The organism is Pseudomonas sp. Xaverov 259, assembly GCF_019352915.1.
Classification (GTDB): Bacteria; Pseudomonadota; Gammaproteobacteria; order Pseudomonadales; family Pseudomonadaceae; genus Aquipseudomonas.
The window spans coordinates 152,594-176,749 of record NZ_JAAAFV010000040.1 but is presented as its reverse complement, the minus strand read 5'-3'; the positions used below and the strand labels follow the sequence as shown (position 1 = coordinate 176,749).

At 59.6% G+C, this 24,156-nt stretch carries 21 protein-coding genes; 18 read left to right on the top strand and 3 right to left on the bottom strand.

From position 1 onward, the window contains the following. The first annotated feature begins 125 nt into the window (after positions 1-125). The 7 genes from K0H48_RS17830 to K0H48_RS17800 all read left to right on the top strand — a co-directional run bounded on the left by K0H48_RS17830 (position 126) and on the right by K0H48_RS17800 (position 6,027). Positions 126-314, top strand: coding sequence for a DUF1656 domain-containing protein (locus tag K0H48_RS17830; RefSeq protein WP_219268493.1), 189 nt, complete (start codon positions 126-128; stop codon positions 312-314). Positions 315-324: 10 nt separating this feature from the next. Continuing rightward, on the top strand, positions 325-1,233 hold the full coding sequence (locus tag K0H48_RS17825) for an HlyD family secretion protein (RefSeq protein WP_219268492.1): 909 nt from the start codon (positions 325-327) through the stop codon (positions 1,231-1,233). Then, positions 1,233-3,164: an FUSC family protein gene (locus K0H48_RS17820; RefSeq protein ID WP_219268491.1), complete on the top strand. Its 1,932-nt coding sequence runs from the start codon at positions 1,233-1,235 to the stop codon at positions 3,162-3,164. The genes K0H48_RS17825 and K0H48_RS17820 overlap by 1 nt, the downstream gene beginning before the upstream one ends. A gap of 29 nt (positions 3,165-3,193) precedes the next feature. Continuing rightward, complete coding sequence (locus K0H48_RS17815) at positions 3,194-3,400, top strand: hypothetical protein (protein ID WP_219268490.1); 207 nt, start codon at positions 3,194-3,196, stop codon at positions 3,398-3,400. Between the two features lie 199 nt (positions 3,401-3,599). Further along, complete coding sequence (locus tag K0H48_RS17810; protein WP_257627013.1) at positions 3,600-4,376, top strand: hypothetical protein; 777 nt, start codon at positions 3,600-3,602, stop codon at positions 4,374-4,376. Positions 4,377-4,524: 148 nt separating this feature from the next. Next, positions 4,525-4,980 (top strand): GNAT family N-acetyltransferase, encoded by a 456-nt coding sequence (locus K0H48_RS17805; protein WP_219268488.1) that lies wholly within the window; start codon positions 4,525-4,527, stop codon positions 4,978-4,980. Between the two features lie 15 nt (positions 4,981-4,995). Beyond that, entirely contained in the window at positions 4,996-6,027 is a 1,032-nt protein-coding gene (locus K0H48_RS17800; protein ID WP_219268487.1) for an alpha/beta hydrolase, read from the top strand. Between the two features lie 8 nt (positions 6,028-6,035). Here the strand turns inward: K0H48_RS17800 and K0H48_RS17795 are convergent, their stop codons facing one another. Next, positions 6,036-6,356, bottom strand: a complete 321-nt coding sequence (locus tag K0H48_RS17795) for a multidrug efflux SMR transporter (protein WP_219268486.1) — start codon at positions 6,354-6,356, stop codon at positions 6,036-6,038. Positions 6,357-6,416: 60 nt separating this feature from the next. Continuing rightward, a complete protein-coding gene (locus K0H48_RS17790) occupies positions 6,417-6,872 on the bottom strand; it encodes a carboxymuconolactone decarboxylase family protein (RefSeq protein ID WP_219268485.1) in 456 nt (151 codons plus the stop codon). A 209-nt stretch (positions 6,873-7,081) separates the two neighbouring features. On the opposite strand from K0H48_RS17790, the gene K0H48_RS17785 reads away from it, so the two are divergent. Both K0H48_RS17785 and K0H48_RS17780 read left to right on the top strand, forming a co-directional pair. After that, a complete protein-coding gene (locus K0H48_RS17785) occupies positions 7,082-8,500 on the top strand; it encodes a PLP-dependent aminotransferase family protein (protein ID WP_219268484.1) in 1,419 nt (472 codons plus the stop codon). A 114-nt stretch (positions 8,501-8,614) separates the two neighbouring features. Beyond that, entirely contained in the window at positions 8,615-9,208 is a 594-nt protein-coding gene (locus K0H48_RS17780) for a TIGR00730 family Rossman fold protein (RefSeq protein ID WP_219268483.1), read from the top strand. A 180-nt stretch (positions 9,209-9,388) separates the two neighbouring features. On the opposite strand, the gene K0H48_RS17775 is transcribed toward K0H48_RS17780, so the two are convergent. Next, the gene (locus tag K0H48_RS17775; protein ID WP_219268482.1) at positions 9,389-14,206 is read right to left on the bottom strand and encodes a DUF6543 domain-containing protein; all 4,818 of its coding nucleotides are present in this window, start codon (positions 14,204-14,206) and stop codon (positions 9,389-9,391) included. Positions 14,207-15,937: 1,731 nt separating this feature from the next. Between K0H48_RS17775 and K0H48_RS17770 the strand changes: the two genes are divergently transcribed. Genes K0H48_RS17770 through K0H48_RS17730 form a run of 9 tightly spaced genes read left to right on the top strand, consistent with a single transcriptional unit; the run spans position 15,938 to position 24,152 of the window. Next, positions 15,938-16,774: an ABC transporter ATP-binding protein gene (locus K0H48_RS17770; protein ID WP_257627025.1), complete on the top strand. Its 837-nt coding sequence runs from the start codon at positions 15,938-15,940 to the stop codon at positions 16,772-16,774. Positions 16,775-16,810: 36 nt separating this feature from the next. After that, positions 16,811-17,812 carry an ABC transporter substrate-binding protein gene (locus K0H48_RS17765; protein ID WP_219268480.1) on the top strand — a complete coding sequence of 334 codons (1,002 nt, stop codon included), beginning with the start codon at positions 16,811-16,813 and terminating at the stop codon, positions 17,810-17,812. A 28-nt stretch (positions 17,813-17,840) separates the two neighbouring features. Next, positions 17,841-18,617, top strand: a complete 777-nt coding sequence (locus tag K0H48_RS17760; protein ID WP_219268479.1) for an ABC transporter permease — start codon at positions 17,841-17,843, stop codon at positions 18,615-18,617. Then, positions 18,617-19,381 carry an SDR family oxidoreductase gene (locus K0H48_RS17755; RefSeq protein ID WP_219268478.1) on the top strand — a complete coding sequence of 255 codons (765 nt, stop codon included), beginning with the start codon at positions 18,617-18,619 and terminating at the stop codon, positions 19,379-19,381. Before K0H48_RS17760 ends, K0H48_RS17755 begins: the two co-directional genes overlap by 1 nt. Before the next feature lie 14 nt (positions 19,382-19,395). After that, complete coding sequence (locus K0H48_RS17750; RefSeq protein WP_219268477.1) at positions 19,396-19,956, top strand: cupin domain-containing protein; 561 nt, start codon at positions 19,396-19,398, stop codon at positions 19,954-19,956. A gap of 4 nt (positions 19,957-19,960) precedes the next feature. Continuing rightward, positions 19,961-20,845, top strand: a complete 885-nt coding sequence (locus tag K0H48_RS17745) for an alpha/beta fold hydrolase (RefSeq protein WP_219268476.1) — start codon at positions 19,961-19,963, stop codon at positions 20,843-20,845. Further along, positions 20,842-21,678 (top strand): IclR family transcriptional regulator, encoded by an 837-nt coding sequence (locus K0H48_RS17740; RefSeq protein ID WP_219268475.1) that lies wholly within the window; start codon positions 20,842-20,844, stop codon positions 21,676-21,678. The genes K0H48_RS17745 and K0H48_RS17740 overlap by 4 nt, the downstream gene beginning before the upstream one ends. Position 21,679: 1 nt before the next feature. Next, on the top strand, positions 21,680-22,477 hold the full coding sequence (locus K0H48_RS17735; protein ID WP_219268474.1) for an SDR family oxidoreductase: 798 nt from the start codon (positions 21,680-21,682) through the stop codon (positions 22,475-22,477). Beyond that, positions 22,470-24,152, top strand: coding sequence for a thiamine pyrophosphate-binding protein (locus K0H48_RS17730; RefSeq protein ID WP_219268473.1), 1,683 nt, complete (start codon positions 22,470-22,472; stop codon positions 24,150-24,152). The genes K0H48_RS17735 and K0H48_RS17730 overlap by 8 nt, the downstream gene beginning before the upstream one ends. The last annotated feature ends 4 nt before the right edge of the window (positions 24,153-24,156 follow it).

Sequence of the window (24,156 nt, the reverse complement as noted above, 5' to 3'; positions counted from 1 at the left end):
ACCGGGTACTCGTATGTCTGAATTTGATTATAAGTTGGCAGCATACTCAATATCGGCACGCCTGGGCATTCCCTACCATCGTCAGCAGGGCCTTCAGCGTGAAGGCCGATGGCGAGACTCACGCAATGCTTAGCGAAATCACGATTGCCAACCTCTACCTGCCGCCTTTTCTGCTCTACATGGGCGCTGCCGCGCTGATTTACGCGGTGCTCGAACGCCTCCTGCGCGGTTGGCTGGACTGGACCTGGCACCCCAGCCTGACGCGGTTCTTTGTGTCCGTGGTGGTCCTTTCAATACTGGTATTGAAGCTGTGAGGGGCCTGCCATGACACTCGATAAAATCCTCAAGCGCCTGGTGACCCTTGGGCTCGGGCTGCTTGCGGTGTTTTTCTGCACCCAGTTGTGGCGTGCCTACGTACTGGCACCCTGGACACGCGACGGGCGCGTCAGCGCGCAGGTCATACGCATTGCACCCGAGGTGTCCGGCCAGGTCGAACAGTTGCGGGTGGGCGACAACCAGTGGGTGGCCAAGGGTACGTTGCTGTATCAGATCGATCAGCGCGCCTACCTGCTGGCCCAGCAACAACGCACGGCCGAACTGGCCCAGGCGCGTAGCGTGCTTGAGCAGCGCAGCGCGCAGTTCAGGCGGCGCCAGCAACTCGGCGACGCCATTGCACGGGAGCAGACCGACAATGCCGCCCAGGACCTGGCCGTGGCCAAAGCGCAGGTGGACGCCGCTCAGAGCCAGCTGGCCCAGGCGCAGCTTGACCTGGCGCGCACCACCCTTCGTTCCCCTGTCGACGGCTATGTGACTCAGCTTCGCTTGCAGCCGGGTGATTACGCGGTGGCGGGCAGCACCAATATCTATGTGGTCGACAGCCACAGTTTCTGGGTCACCGGGTATTTCGAAGAGACCAAGCTGCCGGGCGTTCGGGTGGGTGCGCCGGCCTCGATCAAGCTGATGGGGTTTGCCCCGCTGCTTACAGGGCATGTCGCCAGTATCGGCCGCGGGATTGCCGACGGTAACGAGTTGCGCAGCGACAGCGGCTTGCCCCAAGTAGCGCCGACGTTCAGCTGGATACGCCTGGCGCAACGCGTGCCGGTACGCATTGAACTGGACAGCGTGCCAGCGGGTGTGGAGCTGGCGGCAGGCATGACCGCCAGCGTCGAAGTCACTGAGGCCGGTGCTGAGCCGCACTGGCGACTGACTCGCTGGCTGCAGGAGTACCTGTGATGACGGGGCCGGTGGCGCGCGTGTTGGCCGTACTGCCCGGGGTGTGGACACCCGGCTCGTCGGGTTACGTGTTTCGCAGTCTGGCGGCCGCTTCCCTGGCACTATGGCTGGGTTTGCAACTGCACCTGGACTCACCCTTCTCGGCGACGTCGACCGTGTTGCTGCTGATTCATCCGCTACAGGGCGCGGCGGTTGGTAAAGGCCTCTATCGAGCGTTGGGCACCGCGCTGGGGCTGATCGCGGCCGTGGTCCTGACGGGTTTGTTTGCGCAGAAAATGTTGCTGTTCATCCTCGCAATCGGGCTGTGGCTGGGGCTGTGTGTCGCCGCCATGACCTTGCTGCGGCACTACCACGCCACCGCAGCCGTGGTCGCCGGCTACACCGTTTGCCTGGCGCTTGGCCCGGCGCTCGTTGCCCCTGCGCAAGCTTTTGATCATATCGTTACAAGGGGATCGGCGGTGGCACTCGGCGTGTTGAGCTTGAGCCTGGTGGCCACGCTGTTCGGGCGCAAGACGGTCGAGCAGCAACTCAAGCAGGTGCTTGGGGATGTCTGCTCGCGCACGCTGCGGTTGCTGGCGGCTCGCTATAGTGGCGAACGTGAGACGTCCACGGTTGAGCAATGCCAACTCGCCAGCGATATCGCCAAGGTGGATGACCTGCTCGGGATCGGTCGAGGTGAGTCACAGCTGATCCGCACCCGACTGCCGACCCTTCAGGCCGGGCTGGCGTATTTGCACGCCGCGGTCCTGCACACCGCCGTCCAGCACACAGCCCCGACCGACCAGCCTGCTGCACCTGCGTATAGGCGTGCGGGCCAAGCGCTGCACGAACTGGCCGACGCCCGCCGTGACTTTTTCAGCACCGCTGCGCAGGTCAGAACCCTGCAAGACCGCCTTGTGGATGAACCTGAACTCCCCGCGCGGCTGAGTGAGCCACTGGCGGACCTGTCCAGCGCCCTGGAGTGCTTTGCCTGCCTTGAGCGCACCCCACAGGCGCCCGCCCGTGCGGTCGGTTTTCACCGTCACTATGGCGATGCACTGCGCAATGGCATTCGCGCCCTGGTCGCAACGCTGGCCACCGCCGCCGTCTGGTACCTCACGGCCTGGGACCAAGGCCCGTCGTTGCTGGCGGTTTTAGGCCCCTATTGCACCTTGCTGGCGGCCACTGCGGCGCCCACTCGTGGCGTTGCGGCGTTCTTCAAGGGCACGCTGTACGGCGTGTTGGCGGCGACGGTGTGCAAGTTCCTGCTGCTGCCTCATATCAGTGGCGTTGCGCTGCTCATCGTCGTACTGAGCGCCTTCTGGATCATCGGTATTCAGGCCACCACCCGGCCGCGACACGCGTTCCAGGGCATTGCCTACCTGGTCACTTTTAACACGCTGGTCAGTACCGCCGGGACTGCTCAATACGACTTCATCGACTTTGCCAATCAGGCCCTCGCCTGGCTGGTGGCACTCGCGATTTGCCTGTTGGCATTCCAGCTGCTGCCAAGAAACACCGAGCGCCACGTGCGCGCGATAAAGCGCGCGGTTCACACCAGCACCCGACAGTTATTGCGCGATGGCGCACGCATGGACCTGCTGAAGTGGCAGGCCAGGCAACAACACCGGATCGTGTCGTTGCAGGCGCTCACCGGCCCTGATGCCCCACTGCTTCACACGGCTGGCTACCTGTCACTGCAACTGAGCCGCAGCCTGCAACGCCTGCAAGACCAGGCCCGGCAGCTGCCTCCCGGCACCCCCATCGCGCGCTGCGCACAACGTGGTGCCCGGCGCTTGTCCCGGTTTGCCGCACACCCTGCGCTCAATGCCCTTCAGGCCCGACGCACAGCGCACGCATTGATGCGCCTGGGCGCACGCGAACTGGCGGGTTGCTACCAGGATGCAGCCGATCTGCTGGCGCAATACGCCCGTGCGGTTAGCGGCGCGTAGTTAATTTAAAACAACCAAGGTGAACGAACATGAAGACACTTTTTATCGCAGCTCTGTCAGGGCTGATCCTGTGTGTTGCAGTGCCCGCCCAGGCCTCGGACGGTGCGGAGGCGCTGGCGCGCTGGCAGCAGCAGTTCAAACAGGAGCAAGCACAGAAACGGCGTGCTGAGCGAGATGCAGCCGAGCATAAGGCAAACTCGAAGGAGCCTCCTTCATCGCCCGCTTCAGGTCGATAAAGGCCCGCGATCAACCCAGCCAGCCTGCCACTCGTCGACAAAATAGCGCGAAGGAAAAACTCGTACTACTGTATTTATATACAGCTAAATAAGTGAAGCCACTTTTGCACTGTAGAAAAATAGCGCTATGACGGCGGTCATACGCTTCGGGCCATGTCGACCCACACCCAAGCACGCACTTTACTTAAGGATGAGTAGCATGAACGACGACTTGCAGCAGTCAGGCTCTACCACAACCACCCAGACCACCGTCGCGCAGGAGCAGATCAAAACCGGCAGAGTCCTGGATTTCACCTGGGCGCCTAACGCCAACACCACCAGCACCATCGTCTCGGCAGACTACATCGACTACCAGGTCGATACCTCCCAGGGCAGCCCTACCGGCGACAGCCACTCCATTGCCCGCTTTACCTATGCCCAGGGCAAGGGTGGCGGCCAGATCAGCACACTGTTTCTGGAAGAGTTACGCGCCGGTGTACGTGCCAACACCCAGATCGGGCTGATGGTAGGGCGCAAATGGGCGCTGGACCCCAGCACAGACGTCTCCGGCAGCATCGGCACCTATGTGCTGGAACAGTTCGACGACATGCGCGCCAGTGTCAACTATGTCGGCACCTTCGCGCGCGTCTTCGCCGACCCCAGGATGGTCACTTACCACGCCGGGGGCCACGTGCACACCAGTGCCTCAATCACGGCCAGCAGGCCCTTGACCATGGCCGATTCAGGCAAGTCGATCCTGGTGATCAGCAACACTGACGTCACACTCACCGTGGGTGACAATGTGACTGAAGGGTTCAAGGCCACGCTGATCCAGGCGGGTGCCGGCAAGATCAACATTGCGGCATCGGGCAGCCACACGCTCTACAGCAACGCAGGGGTGCGAACGAACACGCTCAATCCACTCGATGAGCTGGAAGTCAGTACCTTCCCGGCCGGCCCGGTCTTCCTGGCATTCCGCGTCAGGCCTGGCGCTTGATACGCTAACGGCAAAGCGCTGGCCAAGGAGGCGCTCAAGGCCAGCGCTACCTGTATGCTGCTGATGCACTTGCCCGTTGTACTTTTTTTGAACACTGCAAACGCCTTCAACACTAACACCTTACTCATTCGCTCCAACGGTGGTTCCAATGGCCCAAGACCGACACCCGCCGGCCCCTGAAAACCGGCTTATCCGCCAGGCCACGCCTGAAGACGTACGCGCCCTGGTCGAGTTGGACGCCTACGCCACAGCCCACGCTCATCGGCGCGTGTTTATCCATGACGCGGTGATCAGCCAACGATGCCTGGTCATCGTCACTGCCGGTGAATGCGCAGGCTACCTGGTGTTGACTGATGAGTTTTTCAGCTACGACTTTGTTGCGCTGGTGGTCGTGTCACCGTTGCATCAACGCCAGGGCCTGGCGCTGCAATTATTGGCGGGCGCAGAAGCGTTATGCAAAACGCCCAAGTTGTTTGCCTCAACCAATGCCTCCAACCGGGCGTCCCAAGCCATGCTTGCCAGGGCCGGGTTCATACCCAGCGGGCGAATCGAGAACCTTGATGAGCATGACCCTGAGCTTGTCTATGTAAAGTTCGTGCGTTAATCAGGAGGATTTCCTTTGTCCACATTCACGTTGACTTCGCGTATTTACCACACGCCCCGCCATACCACGCACTATCTGGAGTCGGGCCCGGCCGATGGGCCGTTGATGATTTTCCTGCACGGCTGGCCAGAGCTCAGCCTGATCTGGCGCGCGCAAATCGAGGCGTTCGCCGCCCAAGGCTGGCACTGCGTCGCACCCGACATGCGCGGCTATGGGGGCTCCTCTGCGCCCTCCGACACCAACGCCTACACCCTTGAAAACATCGTGGCCGACATGGCCGAGCTGCATGACCATCTCGGCGGAGCACCCGCCATTTGGGTGGGCCACGATTGGGGCAGCGTGGTGGCGGGTGAACTGGCCGCCCATCAACCGCAGCGCAGCCGCGGCGTCGTGCTGGTGTCAGTGCCCTACTTCCCGAGCACCAACGCACTGCCCACGCTCGTGCCGCTGGTGGACCGCACGCTCTATCCGGCAAACCAGTACCCAGACGGTCAATGGGACTACTACCGCTACTACAACACGCACTTTGCGAGCGCTGTCGCTGATCTTGATGCGGATAAAGCCGCATCGCTGGCGTCGATTTATCGACGCGGTGATCCGGCGAATATCAGCAAGGTGGCATCAAACGCCGAAGTCACCCGCAAAGGCGGGCGGTTTGGCGAGGCGCATCAGGCGCCACCCACCCAACCCGACCCGGCGCTATGGCCGCAGGCAGACTTCGCGGCACTGGTACGCAGTTTCGAGGCGCATGGTTTTCGCGCGCCCTGCGCGTGGTACCTGAACGACGCTGCCAACATCGATTACGCCCACCGCGCGCCCAATGACGGCCGCCTGTCGTTGCCGGTACTGTTTGTGAACGGCGATTACGACCCGATGAACACCATTAAGGGCAATCAGTTGGGCGATCCCATGCGTGCGGCATGCGCAGACCTCAGCGTAACCAGCTTATCCGGTGGGCATTGGTTGCCGGTGGAGTGCAAGACGGAACTGGTTGAGGTCATAAATACCTGGCTGCAAAGTAGAAATTTTAGCGGACAGCCAGGCTAGTGGCCGGCTCAATTCACCGAGACCAGTTTGAGCCCAATCACGCCTGCCAGGATCACCGCGATACAGAGTATCCGCGGCAGCGACGTCGAGTCGCCCAGCAAGGCCATGCCGACAATTGCCGTGCCTGCCGCACCGATACCGGTCCACACGGCGTAAGCCGTACCCACCGGCAATGTGCGCAGCGAGAATGAAAGTAGCAAAACGCTCGACAGGCCGGTGATCACCGTCAAGACGCCGGGGACCAGCCGCGTGAAGCCTTCGGAGCCCTTCATATAGAAGGCGAATGCGATTTCCAAAATGCCAGCAACGCCCAGCAGTGTCCAAGCCATGTGTCATTGCTCCTTTAAAAGGATTCGCCGGGCCTCGAAACCCGGCGAAAGCGTATGGGATCAAGCTTTTTCGGCGGCTGCCGGTTTCGAGCGGAATGCCACGCCGAGTCGGTTGAAGGCGTTCATCAAGCTGATGGCGTAGGTGAGGTCTGCCAATTCCTTTTCGCTGAACTCAGCGGCAGCGGCCGCATAGACGGCATCGGGAACGCCGGTTTCGGCAACCCGCGTGACACTTTCCGCCCAGGCCAGTGCAATGCGTTCACGCGGGGTGAAGACATTCCCGGCGTCGTGCCACACCGGCACCAGCACCAGTTTTTCCGTTGCGACACCCAGGTTGAGCAGGTCGCGAGAATGCATGTCGATGCAAAACGCACAGCCATTGATGAGCGAGACCCGCAGGTAAACCAGGTCGACCAACTCGGTGGGCAAGCCGCTCTTGAGCAAATAGCCGTACACATTGCCGAAAGCCTTGTAACCCTCAGGGGAAGCGCTGGAGTAGTTGATGCGGTGAGTCATGATGAATCCTCGGGGTTTGCTGTTTGGAGGACTGCATCGTGGGGCCGCTTGGCCTATGCTTGAAGAGCCATGTTTTGATTAATGCCATAGGCCATGTTTATACCGTCATGGCCCAGTCGCCGAAGCGATTCATGGCCCTTTGAAGCAGGTCATGAGACTTGTAGGGTGGTTGTTTAAGCCTGCGACGTTGTCGCCTTCAGAGCCCGCGCATGAGAAAACCCGTCAATCGCTTTTCGCCCATCAACCCCAGCTCCAGGGAGCCGATCTACCGGCAGATCTACTGGCGGTTTCGCAGTGCGATCACCGACGGGGTACTCGCACCGGGCGAACGCATTCCCGCGGCTCGATCACTCGCTAAAGAGCTGGGGCTGGCACGGGGAACCGTCGATACCGCCTACGCGTTACTGACCGCCGAAGGTTACCTTCAGTCGCGTGGCCAGGCCGGTACGGTAGTAGCGCAAGGGCTCAATGTGCAGGCGACCCGCAGCCGAGAGGCAGCCAGCTTGAGCCCAGTCTCGGGCGCCGCGCTCCGGCAAAAATCGCCGGTGCTGCCCTTCCAGATGGCCTTGCCGGCGCTGGACGAATTTCCGCGCAAAATCTGGGCGCAGATCGGCGCCCGTTGCGTGCGCGCAACGGGGATTGCGCAGATGGCCAATCCAGCGGCACAGGGCCTGGAGTCCTTGCGCAGCGCGATTGCCGGCTACCTGCACTTGGCGCGCGGCATCAGTTGCCAGCCCTCGCAGGTGTTCATCACTTCGGGCTATCGCAACAGCCTGACGCTGATCGTGCACGCCCTGCTGCAGCCGGGCGACCGCGTCCTCGTCGAAAACCCCGGTTACTCCCCTACCCGCCAGGTGCTCGACTATTTGCAGATCGGCGTGCAACCCGTTGCGGTGGACCAGGACGGCATGCAAGTCACGCAAGCCATCAACGACTCATCCGGCGCACGTGCCGTGGTGGTCACACCGGCCCATCAGAGCCCGTTGTGCATGTCGCTGTCGTTGCCGCGACGCTTGCAACTGCTGGAGTGGGCGAGTCGGGAGCAAGCGTGGATCATCGAGGACGATTACGACGGCGAGTACCGTTACGTCAGCCGCCCGCTTCCCGCGCTCAAGAGCCTGGACCGCGAGGGTCGCGTCCTTTACGCCGGCACCTTCAGCAAAGTATTGTTTCCCGGCATCCGCATTGCGTATCTGGTGGTGCCACCGGCGCAGGTCGAACGCTTCGAGCAGGTTGCCCAGACGTTCCTCGGCGGCGTCCCGGAGCTGACCCAGGCCATCGTTGCGACCTTTGTCACCGAGGGCCACTTCGCCCGTCATATCCAGCGCATGCGCAAACTCTACGGCGAACGCCGGTCAGCAGTCGTCAAAGGCCTGAGCAATGCCTTGGGCGAACACATTCACATCGATGCCCAACCCGGCGGCATGCACCTGCTCCTGCGATTGACCGTGCCACAATCAGACCGAGCGCTAGTCGCGCGCCTGCGGCAGGCAGGGATCTACGCCGAAGCCTTGAGCGAGTGCTGCATCGGTGCCCAAACCCATTGCGGGCTGATGCTCGGCTTCGCCAACATCGACTCGCAAGCCAGTGCCGAACGGCTTGGGCAAAAAATCCTGGCGCTACTCTGACCCAGCTCATGGCCCATACACGCTGGCAATTCTTGGCTCTTTGGCAGGGGGCCAAGCGACTACATCATGCAGATCCTGTTTGCCTGCCTGAAATCCAACCCCAGGATCAATTCCATGATTAGCGCTTCTCCCCTGCGCAGCATTGCCGTGTTCTGCGGCTCCAACCACGGCTTCAACCCAGCCTATATCGAAGGCGCCCAGGCATTGGGCCGGGAGATCGCCAGGCGCGGTGTGTGTTTAGTGTATGGCGGCACAAGCAAAGGATTGATGGGTGTACTGGCCGACACCGTGCTCGCCGAGGGGGGTGAAGTGGTAGGCATCATCACCCAACTGTTGTGCGACCTCGGGCACCTGTACCCGGGCCTGACCCGGCATGAAGTGACACCCGACATGCGCAGTCGCAAGACCCGCATGAGCGAATGCGCGGACGCGTTCATTGCCCTGCCCGGTGGCTTGGGAACCTTTGAAGAGTTGTTCGAGGTGGCCACGCTGACGCAGCTGGGCGAACACCACAAAGGCGTCGCGTGCTTGAACATCGCGGGCTTTTTTGAACCGCTGCGCAGCCTGCTCAATCATGCGGTGAGTGAGGGTTTCATGAAGACCGAACACAGCGAGGTGCTGGTGTTCGATACCGACCCGGTGACGCTGATCGACGCGCTTGAACGATGGCAGGCGCCGACCGTGACGAAATGGATCGGCGCCCAGTGATCTGAATGCTTTCAGGTCCTGGCGATGTTGCTCCCGTTTTTTCTCGCCAGGACCTTTTTTTACATCAGTGCCGATGCGCCCCAGCGTTTCCCATTGCGGGGCGATTCAGCCACACAAACAGGCTTAACGTGTGCGGTCGAGCGTGAATATATGTGCTGCCTGCCCCGCAAGGCCACGTATTCATGACTGATCGCCTGCAAGTAACCCGAGAAACAGCTTTTGGTCCAAGGGTGGCGTTACATCGGCATAGATCACCTTCAGCACGGCACTGTCGTTAGAGCCGGCCTCTCGCACCAGATCCTTCTGCAGCAGGAACCGCTGGTGGGCCAACTTGAGGTGAGCAACGCTGTAGGCGCTGTCCACTACGTCGGTATCGGCATAGTGAAAATGGGCATACCAGAGCACGTTCGGCTGGTTCTTTTCCCGAACTGAAAATTCAGCGACGTAGTCACCACTGGCAGTGAGCTGACGCCGGTGAACCAGGTTGATATCGACCTTTCGGTGAGTCCACAGATAATCGACGTTTTCCTGAGTGGGGCGTTGCGCCTTGTAGCCCGTGCTGCAGTAGCCCCGCCCTTCTTCAAGCATGCTGGCCACCTCGGTACGGTACTCGCGCAACAACGCCGACACACCGGGTTTGTCAGCATGGGCGGCCTCAATTTCGCCAATGATGCCCCTGAGTTTATTCGCCTGCTGCGTCAACATGATGTCCCAATCCATTGGGTTGACATGTTCAAGACGTGTGGGATCTTGCAGTTTTTTCATCTGGAAATGGATGGAGCTGCGAATGCCTTTTTTCTGCTCGATCAGTTGATTGGCAGCAATCTTCAGGTTTGCCAAGGAGCGACGAGGCGGCGCCGGTGTTGGTCGTTCAGAGTGGGCAACCACCAAATCCTTCCAGACACCTTCAGCAGGGTGCTCGACAAAACTGGCGACCGGCTGCTGATTGAACGGATCGAGAATATCCATGACGGCCACCTGCCCCTCTCTTTGCACGACCCGGACGTCACCGATCAACGTGCCACGCCGCTGGGTTTTAAAGGCGCGATGGGTAGACCGCTTGGCTTCTCGAAAGGACGGCGCAGGTGTTAGTACGGCTACACCCTCCTCCTCTCGAACCAATGCCGCCAAGTCGGATTCGGCGCTGATGCGGGCCTCATCCAGCCGCTCCACGAAACGCGCTTGATAACCAGGACGACTCAACGCCGGATCCAGCCCATGCAATGAGTCGGATGCAGTCGCAAGCACCCCATACTGGTTGATCAAGGTTGCCAGCACCGCCTTGCGCTCGCTGACCGAAAAGTGCGCATAGGTCCTTAGCGCAATGTGAGAAGACGTCGCCAATCGCAGGTTCTGCTCGTTGAGCAACTGGTAAAAATGCTGGACCGAAGGAGCGTCCGACAGCGCGAGCCTGTCGATGCTCAAGGTTCTGAGCAAGTTAAGATTGTTCAGCGTTACGTTGAACGGGTCGGCCATCTCCTGGGTGGGCAGCGACTTGATAAACGCCCGACTCTCCCCCAAGCCTCGGGTGGAATCCTGGGCCTGCTCATTCAGCGTGGCCTCCAGCGCGCAGGTGTCTTGGAGTAGTTGCTGCTCGCGCTCGTTCATCTCCATCAAGCGTGAAATCAGGTCCTGATAGGCCTCGGATGTTCGGGTCGGAGTGTTCGGATCGATACGCTGGGCGATCTCACCAATGGATTCACCCCGTGGTGAAAAACTGCTGTCCATGGCCAGCGCCAAATGCAGATTATGGATAAGCAATTGCGTGGCGCTGATGGCGCCATATTCACTGGAACGGGCGCTCTCGAAGTCGCTGGTTTCCAGCGCCGCCTCGGCGGGCTTGATCGCTTTGATCAGCGCGCGTCGTGCATCAATCAAGAGAGCCGCCTGCGACACAAACGCTTCCAACGCACTGTTGAATGACTGCAGCAATGCCGGGCAGGCGGCTTGTTGGTCTTCGTGCTGTTTTTTCAGGAAGGTGACTTTTCGCTCATCGGTATTTTGATTGAGCAGTGTCCACCAGTTTCTGAGTTTCTTTCTGGCAGCCAGATACGGCTCCCGCTGAGCTTTTACGTGGTCGAAACGCGTAGTCATCACATCCGCCACACGTGCGGTTTCCAGGTCAAGCCGGCTCTGTTCGGTTTTCATTTTCCTCTTCGCTTGACGATTTTTCTCTTGTTGTGCCTTGATCTGATCGCCCGGCGCACCACCCCGCAGCTTCGGCGCAAGGTCCAAGACCCAGCGACCGCTGCCATTGCTCCTCAACCATGGCCCGGTGCGTGATGAGTTGAGCGCGTCAACGATAAACACACGGCTCGACTCTTGGCTCACGCGGTACAGGTCATGGCCAATCAAGGCATACAAACCACCGTCAAGGCGGTAAAGACCTTGGAGCGGCCCGGTCATGATCGGCATAGGCAGTTGGGCGGGACGAGGCACTTTGAAACCCTCGACATAAGCACGCTGGCTGGTACTGAGGTGATTCAAGGCGTTGGAAAAGGCAAAATCGAAAACCGTTCGGCCCTCTGCAACCAGTACGTCAGGCAAGGCTACGGTGCCGACCGCCAGCCTTGCCCCCGTGGATAAACTCCCGGCGGGACGACGCCAGGGGGCCAACACCAACGCCGCATCGCGTGGTTCGGCCGCGATCAAGGGTTGACTGGGCGGCGTGCCCCGGGTGACATGCAACAATGCCAGGCTGAGACTGCTCAACAGGTCGATCCAGGCCAGCTCTCGCGCAACGGGATCGCTGCTCTCCAGAGCAGGAATGTCCTGGTTCAAGCTTTGGGTCAGCATCAACAACCACGCGATCGACATCGCAGAGCCTTGCAACAGGGGCAAGAGCAAGGTGTTGAGCAACAACCCGCCACCTTCCAGGAGCAGTGCCCAGCGGCTTTCAGCATTGGACACCGACTCGCGATCCGCCAGGTCCACCAGGGCCCGTGCATGTTCGCCAAACAGAGAGGGCAGTAAGCGGCCACTGCGCAGGTGTTGCAGCAACTCTTCACTGCCTTCATCGGCCGCCAACGTTGCGGGAACGGGCGTCTCCAGGCGGTCGAACTCAGACCCCATGCCAAATCGGATGATATGCGGCTCTTTGAAGCCACCGTTGGCATACACCGCTCGCGCAGGTTCGCTAAGCCACATCAGCACACTGTCCTGCAGCGCACCCGGCTGGGCAATCGCCGCCAACAAGGCCTCGCGGTTGGCGTACTGGGTCAACAACTGCGGATAGAGCGGGCGATAAAGAATAACCGGGCCAGGCTGGAGGTCCTGCGCTTGGATCACAAACATGTTGTCGACCTTGTCCGGCCGGGCCCCCGGTTTGCGCAGCAGTGCCAGCGAGCGGATGACGATGTGGCGGTCCTCGACAACACGCTCAGCGTCACTAAATTGCATCAGCGCAGCGACATACCGATAGCCCTGCACCGTGAAACCCTGCTGCCCCTGGATCGCCAGCTCCAACGCCCGCAACGGCAACTGCGCCCGTAACTGCTCGCCGAATAGCCGCTGGCGTTGCGTGGTTGCGTCGCTATCGGACAACAGCAGGCGCTTGAGGTATTCCGGGTAGGTTTTGCCGATGTCCACGCGCTGGACCAGATCAGTCAGGTAATCGGGGGTGGTCCAGTCCTGGATCAATTGACCGCCGGTGTGCCCTATGGTCATAGGGCCCTTGGGCTTGCCAACGAGGTTGCTCAAGGCGAGATCAGTCAGTGACATTGTTTTGCGCTGAACAATTCCCGCGCCGCCTGGGTAGCCTGCGGCCACTGCAAATGTCAGCTCCAGTTCGTCAGGGTTGTAGCCGGGCGCTATCGGTTGATCGGTCAGCATCTGCGCATGCAGGGCGCTCGCTGCAAAGGTCCTGATATCATTTACTCCGTCCAGAAAGGACTGCCCTTGAGCCTGGGTTTTAGCAGCTGCGAGCTCCAATAGATGGGTGCGATAGCCCAGGCGTTGAGCATCCGAGGCGTTTTTCAACCAGTCGGGCAGTTGGGCGGCCATAGGCACTGTGGCAAGCGTTGGAGCAACAAATAAAAGGGTGGGATCGCTCACGGCATCATATTGCTGCTCCAACTTATGAAGCCCCTGATAAGAGGGTAACGGGATAGCCACCAGGTCCTGCAACTGCTGATTAAGCACCGCAGCCGCCTGGACGTCGAACACGTTGCCATTGGGCTCGTAACGCTTCCAAGTAATTTGGTCCACGATAAATGCGCCGTCGATCTTCGCCTCCCAGTAGCGATCAAACTCATCCTGAGAAGCAAATGACACGACACCTCCCGCTAAAGGACACAGCAGGATCAACGAGGCGTTGACCACCAGCAGGTCCGGAGACAGCAGGGTAAACGAGGATTGCGCTCGGGTGAGCGTCGTTTCGATGATATAGACATGCACCGCCTTGGCCTTCATCGCAGCCACGCGATCGAACCGATCGGGATAGTCCGTTACCTGCTGGAGAACACCACGGGCTGGCTGAGCGAATGAAGGGGCAATGCCTGTGTTGATCAGGTTGCTGCGCAGCAGTTCACTGAGCCAGCGCCAACGGGTCGATCCGCCCTCTGCGCCTTGGTCCCAATACGCGATCAGTGCCTGCTGAAAAGCAATCGGGACAATACCAGGCAGCTCGCGGATGACTTGCTCAATCACGCTCATATCCACGGCAGGCGCATCTAAACCTGTGGGGGCCAGCGGTGTTGGTGCGCTGTTGGTCAGGAAATGATCCCGTGTACCTCGCGTTGAGAAATCCAGCGAAGTCCCTTTCCCCAGGTGGTCGAGCGCCACATTGAGCAAAATCCGTAAGTCCCACCCTCCCAGTGCATTAGGTGCAGCAAGCTTGGTGGTGTCGAGGCTGAAGTCCAAGGTTGGATAGGCTTCTTTGATGCCCTTTTCCAGCCGTTGGCCGACGACGGAGATCAAGGTGGGGTGATGAATGAACTGCACGCCGACGGCTCTGGCGATCAGGTTATCGGGAATGGTGTCAGGTGGGTTGATGGGCATGGAAAACGTCCTTTTTGTCCGTGGAGGCTCCGAAACCCGATGTGGGGGAGCTGGGCAAAAAGAAGTACCACGCCGGTTGAGACGGCGACGGTAATGCGCTACCACTTTTCACCTTCCCACCGGCAACCTGACGACTGATGCCAGTTTGGCAGGCACTCCATTCCATCGCGCCTCGATTCAGTCGGCTTTTAAAGATCGCTCCTACACCTCTACCAAGCACTTCCGACGGCCCCTTCTGAAAAACCTAACAGTCGCGAAAAATGACGAGCCCATCTCTTCGATAAACGTTATGTATTCAGTTGTTCCGGGCAAGACGCCCATGCCTCCATTCGCCTCATGAAGGGCCAGATTCATGCTAAATACTTCGTTTATTGCTTCACTGCGTACCGCCGTTGGTACATCCCTGCGCCCCCGCCAACTCAATCGAGCGGAAGAGCGACTGATCCGCTACTACCGCTTATTGTCAGAACAGGATCGTGAAGCGGTGCGCTGTCTGATGTTTGCGGTCAAGGAAACCAACCGATCCCAACGCCCTCGCCAATAAAAAAAGTGACGCAGTTATCTGTCAGCGAACAATGAAACACCGGCTGGGTTGGACATATGGCAAAGGGCCTTCCCGATGGAGTTTTCCTACCCAGCCGAAGCATGCCTGCAGCCCCCAAAAACAACTCCACTGTGAGCGTGATTGGTACCGCGACCTCGCCGCCGAAACATTTTGCCCTCCTAGAGTACGAAGCCCACCGCCGTGGAGGACCTGCGTATTCCCATGCCCGCCTTCGCCACTCTCCTACCCCGATTTCCCAGCGGCGGCCGGATCATCTCCCACTGTGTCGGCCCCCTCATCCGACGGGATCTGCTCGACGTGCGCCGACACATTTGTGGCGAATTGGCGATATGCGTGCAGGGCATCGGTGCTACAACGACGCGGCTCTGGAACTCGGCGGTTACCTGCTGTCGTCCAAAAAAAGACGCCGAAGCGTCTATTACCTAAATCGCAGGCAAAAAAAAGCCACTCGTTAGAGTGGCTTTTTCTTTGTGTTTGGAGCGGGAAACGAGACGTGCATTGGGTATTCTGCTTTTTGATTTTAAACGGTTTTATTTTATTTCGCTGGTGCATAAATACTTGATGATGTACTCGTTTTTTTCGGATTTCAAACACGAAAAGACGAAAGGTGAGCGCGCTAAATCCTTACATTGCCTGCCCATCCACGAGCACACGATCGAGTTCCAATCCCCATCACTACCTCCCACAAAAGCATGGTGGGGGCATGCTCATAATCGTTCCAGTCCACGACTTCAACAACCCCGTGCAAATACATACGCTATTTAGTCACCCCATCTCACACCTTTGAACCCGAATCCCATTTCAGCCTAGAGGTAGTCACCGTAATCGCTATTTGCCGGTTGACGGTATTCGCCTGACGCTGGCCTGGCGGCCTTGTTTCATATTTAAAACAACGACGTTATTTCCCACACTTAGCGTTACTGGAAAAGCACCGCACACAAGCAAATCAGCACCTCTGCACACAACCGGTGTGCAATTTCGTGCCACAGGACAAACATCGTTTCATATATGAAACACAAATAAAATCGTGTGTATTCCTTAAGTCATTAATTTAGAACGTGTTTTATACAGAAAAGGACTCTATCAATTCTCTGGCATTGTTCATGCAATAAACACCGTATTACCTATAAAACAGACCAGAGACCCTACCAATGGCTGTGAATGAGATGTACGCCGTCGCCCCACATAGGAACAAACCCGCTCTCAAAGAAGATGTGGAGGTCACGGAAATTGAATTCCGTAATGTTGGTAAATGTTTCCCAGCCAAAGGGAAAACTGAAGCGCCGTTCGCCATCCGCGAGGTCAACTTCAAAATTCGTCGCGGTGAAGTCGTGTCGATCATCGGGCCTTCCGGGTGCGGCAAAAGCACCATTCTAAACATGGGTTCCGGCCTCTATCTTCCGTCCGAAGGCGAAGTGTTCGTCGGCGGTGAAGCCGTCACTGGCCCGGTTCGCCAGGTCGCGTTTATGTTGCAAAAAGACTTGCTGATGCCGTGGCGCAGCATTCGGCGTAACGTCGAATTAGGCCTGGAAATCCAAGGCGTGCCAGCCGCCAAGCGTCAGGCCATCGCCAAAAATTTGCTTGATCGCTGCCACCTCCAGGGGTTTGCCGACCACTACCCGTTCCAACTTTCCGGTGGCATGCGTCAGCGCGCGGCGCTGGCGCGCACACTGGCCATCGACCCACAAGTACTGTTTCTCGATGAACCGTTCTCGGCCCTGGACGCGCAGACAAAGATGATCCTGCAGCAAGACATGGCGCGGATGCTGTTCGATGAAAAGAAAACCGCCCTGTTCATTACCCATGACCTGATCGAAGCCATCGCGATGTCTGACCGGCTGCTAGTCATGAGCGCCCGCCCGGGCACCATCATTGAAGAGATCACCATCGATCTGCCGTTCCGAGACAACCCGCTGGAGCGTCGCAAACTGCCAGAAATCGGCCCGTTGGTCGGTCGTCTGATGGAACTGCTGCAAGTCGGCGCAGACACCGAACTGCATTGATAAAACCCGGGGCCATCAACCGATTAAGGAGTACACATGCTCAAGTCTCTGTATCAACGCTACAGCCAAGTCAGCGCCATTGTGCTCGGCCTGGGCATGGCATTCACCGCACAAGCGCAGTCGACCGACGTGACGTACCTATTGCCGGCGCCACCGAACTCGCCGGCCTTCGCACCGTGGATCATCGCGCAACAGAAGGGCTACTACGCCGCCCAGAATCTGAACATGAAGTTCATCGCCGCCAAGGGTGGCGTCGACGTAGCCAAGCAGATCGGCGCGGGTAACGCGATGCTCGGCGGTGCGCTCGGCGACACCCCAATTGTAGTACGGGCCAACGGCATTCCGGTACGTGCGGTCGCCGTGCTGGGCGCCGGTGGCGTGACCATGATTGCTACCAACGCTAAAGCAAATATCAATTCCATCAGCGACCTAAAGGGCAAGACCCTGACGGTAATGTCCTATTCGGACACCACTTACTACGCCCTGCTCGCCTCGCTGCGTAAGGCCGGGTTGAACAAGACGGATGTGAACATACAAGCAGCTGGCCCTTCAGGTGTCTGGCAGTTGTTTTCGGCAGGCAAATCTGAGGCGATGGCCAGCGTACCGGACTGGGTGATCAATGCCGAAGAAGCCGGGGTGAACGTCCATCTGATCCCACAGGCGCAGATTTTCGAGAGCATGGCCCAAGCAATCATCGCGTCCGACGACGCTATCAAGAATCACCCGGAGATTGTCCGCGGCGTGGTTCAGGCCACCCTGCAAGGCATGCAAGACATCATTAACGATCCAAAGGCTGCAGCAGAAACTTTCGCCAAGGCAGTCCCCGCCTACGCAGGCAAGGAGGCTTCGCTGGAGAGGGTCCTCAAGCTCTACGTCGAACATGTCTATGCCAATCAAGCCGTACCCGGCCGCATCGACCCGTCGCGACTGGAAGCAGTGCGACAGTTCTACGTCAGCGAAGGAATCGTTGCCAAGCAGCCCAAGCTCGACGACCTCTACACCAACCAGTTCATCGCCCCCCAAACACCCGTGCAATAACCGCCAGTGACGACAAGGTACCGATACGATGAGAAACCTTAACACCTCCGTGCTCGGCAGCATTGCGCTGCTGATCGTCTTCCTGGTGGCCTGGCAGTGGGGGCCTGGATTGCTTGGCATGCCTGAATTCGTCATGCCTAAACTGAGTCGGGTAGTCCAGGAAAGTGTGGTGATGTGGCAAACCGGCGGCCTGTTGCAGCACACCCTGATCACCGCCTTCGAAATCATTGTCGGCTTTGCCCTAGGCGCCTTGCTCGGCGTGGCGATTGGCGTTTCCCTGGGCCTGTCGCCATCTGCGGAAGCTGTGCTATCACCCTACATTCTGGCGCTGCAAATTGCCCCGAAAGTCGCGTTCGCTCCGCTGTTCGTGATGTGGTTGGGCTACACCATTTATCCCAAGATTCTCATCGCGATCCTGATTGTGTTCTTCCCCGTGATGATCAACGTGTTGTCGGCGATCCGCATGGTGGACCCGGACATGATCAACCTCGTGCGCACCATGAACGCCAGCCGTTGGCAGATCTTCCGCCTGGTGGAGTTCCCTTCGGCCATGGCCGCGCTGTTCTCCGGCTTACGTATCGCTTCGACCCTGGCAGTGATCGGCGTCACGGTCGGTGAACTCGTCGGCGGCAATCAGGGCCTGGGCTTCATGCTGGTTGATGCCGAAGGCCAGGGTAATACCGCCGGGGTATTTGTCGCCATCGTCATGCTGACACTGATCGGCGTACTCGCCTACGGCGCAGTGGTGTGGAGCGAAAAACGCGTCCTGCACTACATGCCCAAAGCCATGCTGAGCACCCAATAATGACGACGCTCAATCGCTTGCTTGAAGGCCGTCGTGTACTTGTCACCGGGGGTGCGCGCGGGTTGGGTTATGCATTTGCCCAGGCCATTGGTCGTGCGGGGGCCCAGGTGGTCATCGCTGACGTCCTCGCTGAACGCGTGCAGCAATCAGCCGCAGACCTGGTCGCCGAAGGCCTGACCGTGCATGCCGTAACCGTTGACTTGGCGCAGCCGGATTCGATCGACGCCTGTATTGCGCAAACGTGCCGCCTGCTCGGTGGGCTCGATGGATTGGTAAACAACGCCTCGATTACCAATTCCGGCGGCAAGACCTGCGAAGAACTCAGTCTCGACACCTGGGATCAGGTGATGCACGTCAACGTGCGCGGCACTTGGCTGATGACCAAAGCATGCTTGCCGGCGCTGCGCGCCAGCGGTCACGGCGCCATCGTCAATCTGGCCTCAGACACGCCTCTTTGGGGCGCGCCGAACCTGCTGGCGTATGTCGCAAGCAAGGGCGCCATCATCGCCATGACTCGCAGCCTGGCCCGCGAACTGGGTACAGACAACATCACGGTCAACGCCATCGCGCCCGGCCTGGTGCTGGTAGAAGCCACCGCCTACGTGCCCGAAGCACGCCACCGTCTATACAACGACCAACGGGCGATCCAACGCCCACAACTTCCCGAAGACGTCAGTGGTGCCGTGCTCTTCGCGCTGTCCGACCTCGCCCGCTTCATCACTGGACAAACCCTGCCGGTCAACGGCGGGTTTGTCATGCCTTGAACCTGGAGACTGCCATGACTGATCTATCTGCAAACTTGAACGCTCACACCTCAGCGCAAGACACCGCCAAAAGCTGGGAACAGCCCGCCGACAGCAGCCTGGAAAGCTGGATGAACACCCGTATCGCGCGCTACGAAACCCGCAAGTACGACTGGAACGCGTTAAAGTTCCAGGCCGACTACGATCCAAAGTTCCGCCGTGCACAGATGCGCTACATAGGCACTGGCGGCACGGGTGTCAGCACCGACATGAACACTATCCCATCGGAAAACTTCACCTTCTCCACTATGGTCATTCCGGCGGGGCATGAAGGCCCGCCGCACCTGCACACTGATGTTGAAGAAGTATTTTTTGTACTACGCGGCAAACTCAAAGTGGTAATCGAAAAGGACGGTGAGCGCTTCGAAACTATCCTGACCGACCGGGACATTATCTCCGTGCCGCCGGGTGTGTATCGCGAGGAGATCAATATCGGCGATGAGGACGCATTGATGTGCGTGATGCTCGGCGCGAAGAAACCACTCATCCCCACCTACCCGCCAGAGCACCCTCTGGCCTCGATCAAGCGCGGATAAGCCCATGCCGCACGCCATCGATCATCCGGCCCCATCGCCCACTACAGAACTCCAGGCACAGCTGGCCCTGCACTTCCCACAGCGCTTGCTGGAGGTTGCCGGCGGACGCGTGACCATTCGCGAATGCGGAACTGGCCCGGCCATTGTGCTTCTGCATGGGATCGGGTCGGGCTCGGCGTCGTGGTTGGAGGTGGCGCGAGAACTGGGCCAGAGCGCTCGCGTCATCGCTTGGGATGCGCCGGGCTACGGTGAGTCTTCACCACTGCGGTCGCTGGCGCCAGATGCATCGGACTACGCCGAGCGCCTGCTGCAAATGCTCGACGCACTGGACATTCAGCACTGCGTGTTGGTCGGTCACTCCCTCGGGGCCATCACCGCCACCGCCTTCGCCAGCGGTGTGCAGCGACAGCGCATCAGCCGGCTTGTATTGATTAGCCCTGCCCAAGGTTACGGCCACCCCGCGCGCGCCCTGCTACGCAAGGAAGTGCGTAACAAACGCCTGCATGCCCTGGAGCAACTGGGTATTACGCAGATGGCCGAGCAACGCAGTCGCTACATGCTCTCACCACGCGCAAGCGTAAAAGCGCACGCCTGGGTGCAGTGGAACATGGCGCGGATCAACCCCGAGGGTTACCGCCAAGCCATTGAACTGCTTTGCGGTGAAGACCTGCTCAGGCATTCGCCGCTGTCGATGCCATGCGAAGTGCATTGCGGCGAAGCCGACGGCATAACTGCCCCGCAAAGCTGCCAGGACATTGCCAGCGCGCTGGGTGCCACATTCAGCCTTATCGCCGATGCAGGGCACGCCAGCCCCATCGAACAACCCATGGTGGTGGCCAGCCAACTGGCCTTAGCCCTAAAAAAATCCCTGACAGGTGCATCGCTATGAACGATTCGGATCTGCCGAAGGACGCTCAGGACAAATACATCGTGCCAGGCCTGGAGCGCGGCTTGCTACTGCTCTGCGAATTCAGCCGACGCAATCGCACACTGACCGCCCCGGAGCTGGCACGGCGTCTGGCATTGCCGCGCTCGACCATTTTTCGCCTGCTGACGACTTTGGAAACCATGGGTTTCGTGACGCGCAGCGGCAATGAGTACCGCCTGGGCATGTCGGTCCTGCGCCTGGGCTTCGAGTATCTCGCCTCGCTGGAGCTGACCGAACTTGGTCAGCCGCTGCTGGCTCGCTTGTGCGACCGCCTCAACTATCCCAGCAACCTGGTGGTGCGCGACGGGCGCTCAATTGTTTACGTGGCCAAAGTCTCGCCACCGTCAGTGTTTTCCAACGCAGTGAACGTCGGTACGCGTCTGCCCGCCCATGCCACGGTTCTGGGGCGCATTCTGCTCCAGGACCTGTCATTGGCGGAACTGCGCGAGCTGTATCCCGAGGATCATCTGGAACAATTCTCGCCCTGCACGCCGAAATCCGTATTAGAGCTGTTTGACATGGTGCAGGCCGACCGTCAGCGCGGTTTCATCAGCGGTGAGGGGTTCTTCGAGTCCGCCATTTCAACGGTTGCCGCCCCAGTGCGCGATCAGTCCGGACAGATCGTCGCGGCGTTGGGGGTAACCATTCCGACTACCCAGATCGCCCACGTGAATTTCAATGAATTGCTGCTGCAAGTACGCCGAAGCGCCGACGAACTGTCGCGCCTGCTCGACTACAACAGCGCGGCTGGCCACGACGGTCACAACCGGGTCACGGCCCTGATGAGAGATTGAAATGAGCCTTTATCAACTGCAAGACCGTACCGCGATTGTGACCGGTGGCTCGTCGGGCATTGGCCTGGCTTGCGTCGAACTGCTGCTCGAATCAGGCGCAGCCGTGGCCTTCTGCGGTCGCGACGAAGATCGCCTGCGCAGCGCTGAAACCCAGTTGCGTCTTAGGTTTCCCGAGGCGCGGTTGCTGGCCCAGGTGTGCAACGTGCTCGATGCTGATTCAGTCAATGCTTTTGCCAGCGCCAGTTGCACCGCTTTGGGACCGGCCAGCGTTCTGGTCAACAACGCCGGGCAGGGCCGGGTATCGACCTTTGCTGGCACCACTGACAGCGCCTGGACAGAAGAACTGAACCTGAAGTTCTTCTCGGTGATCAACCCGGTTCGCGCCTTCAAGCAACAACTGGAGAATCAGGCCGACGCAGCCATCGTCTGCGTCAATTCACTGTTGGCCACCCAGCCGGAACCGCACATGGTCGCCACCTCAGCCGCCCGCGCGGGCGTGATGAACCTGGTGCGCTCAATGGCCACCGAATTCGCCGGCGAAGGCATTCGGGTCAACGGCATCCTCATCGGCCTGATTGAGTCTGGTCAATGGCGTCGACGGTTCGAGGCCCGCGAAGAGCGGGATCTGGACTGGACCCAATGGGCGGCCCAACTGGCACATCGCAAACAAATCCCCCTGGGGCGCCTGGGTCTGCCGATTGAAGCAGCCCGCGCGATCCTTTTTTTGGCCTCACCCCTGTCGGCTTACACCACAGGCAGCCATATCGACGTTTCTGGAGGTCTGTCCCGCCATGCGTAATGAAAACACTGTCACCGTTGGCGCAGTCATCACCGCGTTTCTCGAGCAATGCGACGTCAAAGCCGCATTCGGTGTCATCTCGATTCACAACATGCCGATCCTCGATGCATTCACTGTGCGCGGCAATATCCGTTTTGTCATGGCTCGCGGTGAAGCCGGCGCCACCAACATGGCAGACGCCTACGCGCGTACCACGGGTGGTCTCGGGGTTTGCCTGACGTCCACTGGCACTGCGGCGGGCAACGCCGCCGGGGCAATGGTCGAGGCGCTGACCGCCGGCACGCCTCTGCTGCATATCACCGGGCAGATTGAGACACCCTATCTGGACCAGGAATTCGCTTACATCCACGAAGCCCGCGATCAACTGACTATGCTCAAAGCCGTGTCGAAAGCTGCGTTCCGCGTGCGCAGTGTGGACACCGCACTCAGCACCCTGAAGCTCGCTGTACAGACTGCGCTGACCGCACCGACGGGACCGGTGAGTGTGGAAATCCCGATCGATATTCAGTCGACCTTCATCACGATGCCGACCGACCTTTCCCCCCTGCCCATTCAAGTGGCCGTTCCCGCGCCCGAAGCACTGGACCTAGTCGCCGAGCGGCTTGCCACAGCGACCCGCCCGCTGTTGTGGCTCGGCGGCGGTGCGCGGCACGCAGGCCCGCAGGTCAAACGCCTGCTGGACATGGGTATCGGGGTAATTACTTCGACACAAGGGCGTGGGGTAGTCAACGAGGATGACGAACGCTGCCTGGGTGCGTTCTCGCAAAACAAGCAGGTCGAAAAATTCCTGCAAAGCTGCGATGCCCTGCTGATCGCCGGTTCGCGCCTGCGCAGCAACGAAACCTTCAAGTATTCGCTGCAATTGCCGCGTAACACGTTACGTATCGATGCCAATCCGGCCATTGAAGGTCGCAGCTATAACAGTGAGCTGTTTATCTGCGGTGACGCGGCGCTCGCGCTGGAAGGCCTGGCGGATCGCCTGGAAGGCCGCCTGCACATCGCCCCGACGTTCCTTGGCGAGCTGAAGGAGGTGCGCGAAAAATCCCGCACGCAACTGATCGCTGACCTCGGCCCCTATTCCGCCATGGTCGAACAATTGCAAGCCCTGACCGGGCGCAACTTCTCCTGGGTACGCGACGTCACGCTGTCCAACAGCATCTGGGGCAATCGCTTGTTAACGCTGTGCCATCCGCGCTCCGGCGTGCATGCCTTGGGCGGTGGCATTGGCCAGGGTTTGTCGATGGGCATTGGCGCGGCCATCGCGGCGGCGCAAACAGCGCCTGAGCGCAAGGTGTTTGCCCTGGCCGGTGACGGCGGTTTCATTCTCAACCTCGGTGAACTGGCAACGCTGGTGCAGGAAAACGCCAACGTGGTGATTCTGTTGATGAACGACCAGCGTTACGGCGTGATCCGCAACATCCAGGACGCGGTGTACGGCAGCCGCCACTGCTACGTCGACTTGCACACACCTGACTACTCCAAGCTCGCCGAGTCAATGAACCTGCGCCACGGCCTAGTCACCGACCTGAGGGACTTCGGCAAGGTTGTCGAGGGCGCACTCGCGCAACCCGGACCGTTTCTGCTGGAAGTCGACATGCTCAAAGTCGGTAACTTCGCCACCCAGTTCGCCGGTCCGCCCAACAGTGAAACCAAAGCGCAAAAAGCCACGGCCTGAGGAA

Excerpts from the sequence above, each read along its gene's own strand:
- K0H48_RS17830 (WP_219268493.1), top strand. The coding sequence starts at position 126 with ATGCTTAGCGAAATCACGATTGCCAACCTCTACCTGCCGCCTTTTCTG.
- K0H48_RS17825 (WP_219268492.1), top strand. The coding sequence starts at position 325 with ATGACACTCGATAAAATCCTCAAGCGCCTGGTGACCCTTGGGCTCGGG.
- K0H48_RS17820 (WP_219268491.1), top strand. The coding sequence starts at position 1,233 with ATGACGGGGCCGGTGGCGCGCGTGTTGGCCGTACTGCCCGGGGTGTGG.
- K0H48_RS17815 (WP_219268490.1), top strand. The coding sequence starts at position 3,194 with ATGAAGACACTTTTTATCGCAGCTCTGTCAGGGCTGATCCTGTGTGTT.
- K0H48_RS17810 (WP_257627013.1), top strand. The coding sequence starts at position 3,600 with ATGAACGACGACTTGCAGCAGTCAGGCTCTACCACAACCACCCAGACC.
- K0H48_RS17805 (WP_219268488.1), top strand. The coding sequence starts at position 4,525 with ATGGCCCAAGACCGACACCCGCCGGCCCCTGAAAACCGGCTTATCCGC.
- K0H48_RS17795 (WP_219268486.1), bottom strand. The coding sequence starts at position 6,356 with ATGGCTTGGACACTGCTGGGCGTTGCTGGCATTTTGGAAATCGCATTC.
- K0H48_RS17790 (WP_219268485.1), bottom strand. The coding sequence starts at position 6,872 with ATGACTCACCGCATCAACTACTCCAGCGCTTCCCCTGAGGGTTACAAG.
- K0H48_RS17785 (WP_219268484.1), top strand. The coding sequence starts at position 7,082 with ATGAGAAAACCCGTCAATCGCTTTTCGCCCATCAACCCCAGCTCCAGG.
- K0H48_RS17780 (WP_219268483.1), top strand. The coding sequence starts at position 8,615 with ATGATTAGCGCTTCTCCCCTGCGCAGCATTGCCGTGTTCTGCGGCTCC.
- K0H48_RS17775 (WP_219268482.1), bottom strand. The coding sequence starts at position 14,206 with ATGCCCATCAACCCACCTGACACCATTCCCGATAACCTGATCGCCAGA.
- K0H48_RS17770 (WP_257627025.1), top strand. The coding sequence starts at position 15,938 with ATGTACGCCGTCGCCCCACATAGGAACAAACCCGCTCTCAAAGAAGAT.
- K0H48_RS17765 (WP_219268480.1), top strand. The coding sequence starts at position 16,811 with ATGCTCAAGTCTCTGTATCAACGCTACAGCCAAGTCAGCGCCATTGTG.
- K0H48_RS17760 (WP_219268479.1), top strand. The coding sequence starts at position 17,841 with ATGAGAAACCTTAACACCTCCGTGCTCGGCAGCATTGCGCTGCTGATC.
- K0H48_RS17755 (WP_219268478.1), top strand. The coding sequence starts at position 18,617 with ATGACGACGCTCAATCGCTTGCTTGAAGGCCGTCGTGTACTTGTCACC.
- K0H48_RS17750 (WP_219268477.1), top strand. The coding sequence starts at position 19,396 with ATGACTGATCTATCTGCAAACTTGAACGCTCACACCTCAGCGCAAGAC.
- K0H48_RS17745 (WP_219268476.1), top strand. The coding sequence starts at position 19,961 with ATGCCGCACGCCATCGATCATCCGGCCCCATCGCCCACTACAGAACTC.
- K0H48_RS17740 (WP_219268475.1), top strand. The coding sequence starts at position 20,842 with ATGAACGATTCGGATCTGCCGAAGGACGCTCAGGACAAATACATCGTG.
- K0H48_RS17735 (WP_219268474.1), top strand. The coding sequence starts at position 21,680 with ATGAGCCTTTATCAACTGCAAGACCGTACCGCGATTGTGACCGGTGGC.
- K0H48_RS17730 (WP_219268473.1), top strand. The coding sequence starts at position 22,470 with ATGCGTAATGAAAACACTGTCACCGTTGGCGCAGTCATCACCGCGTTT.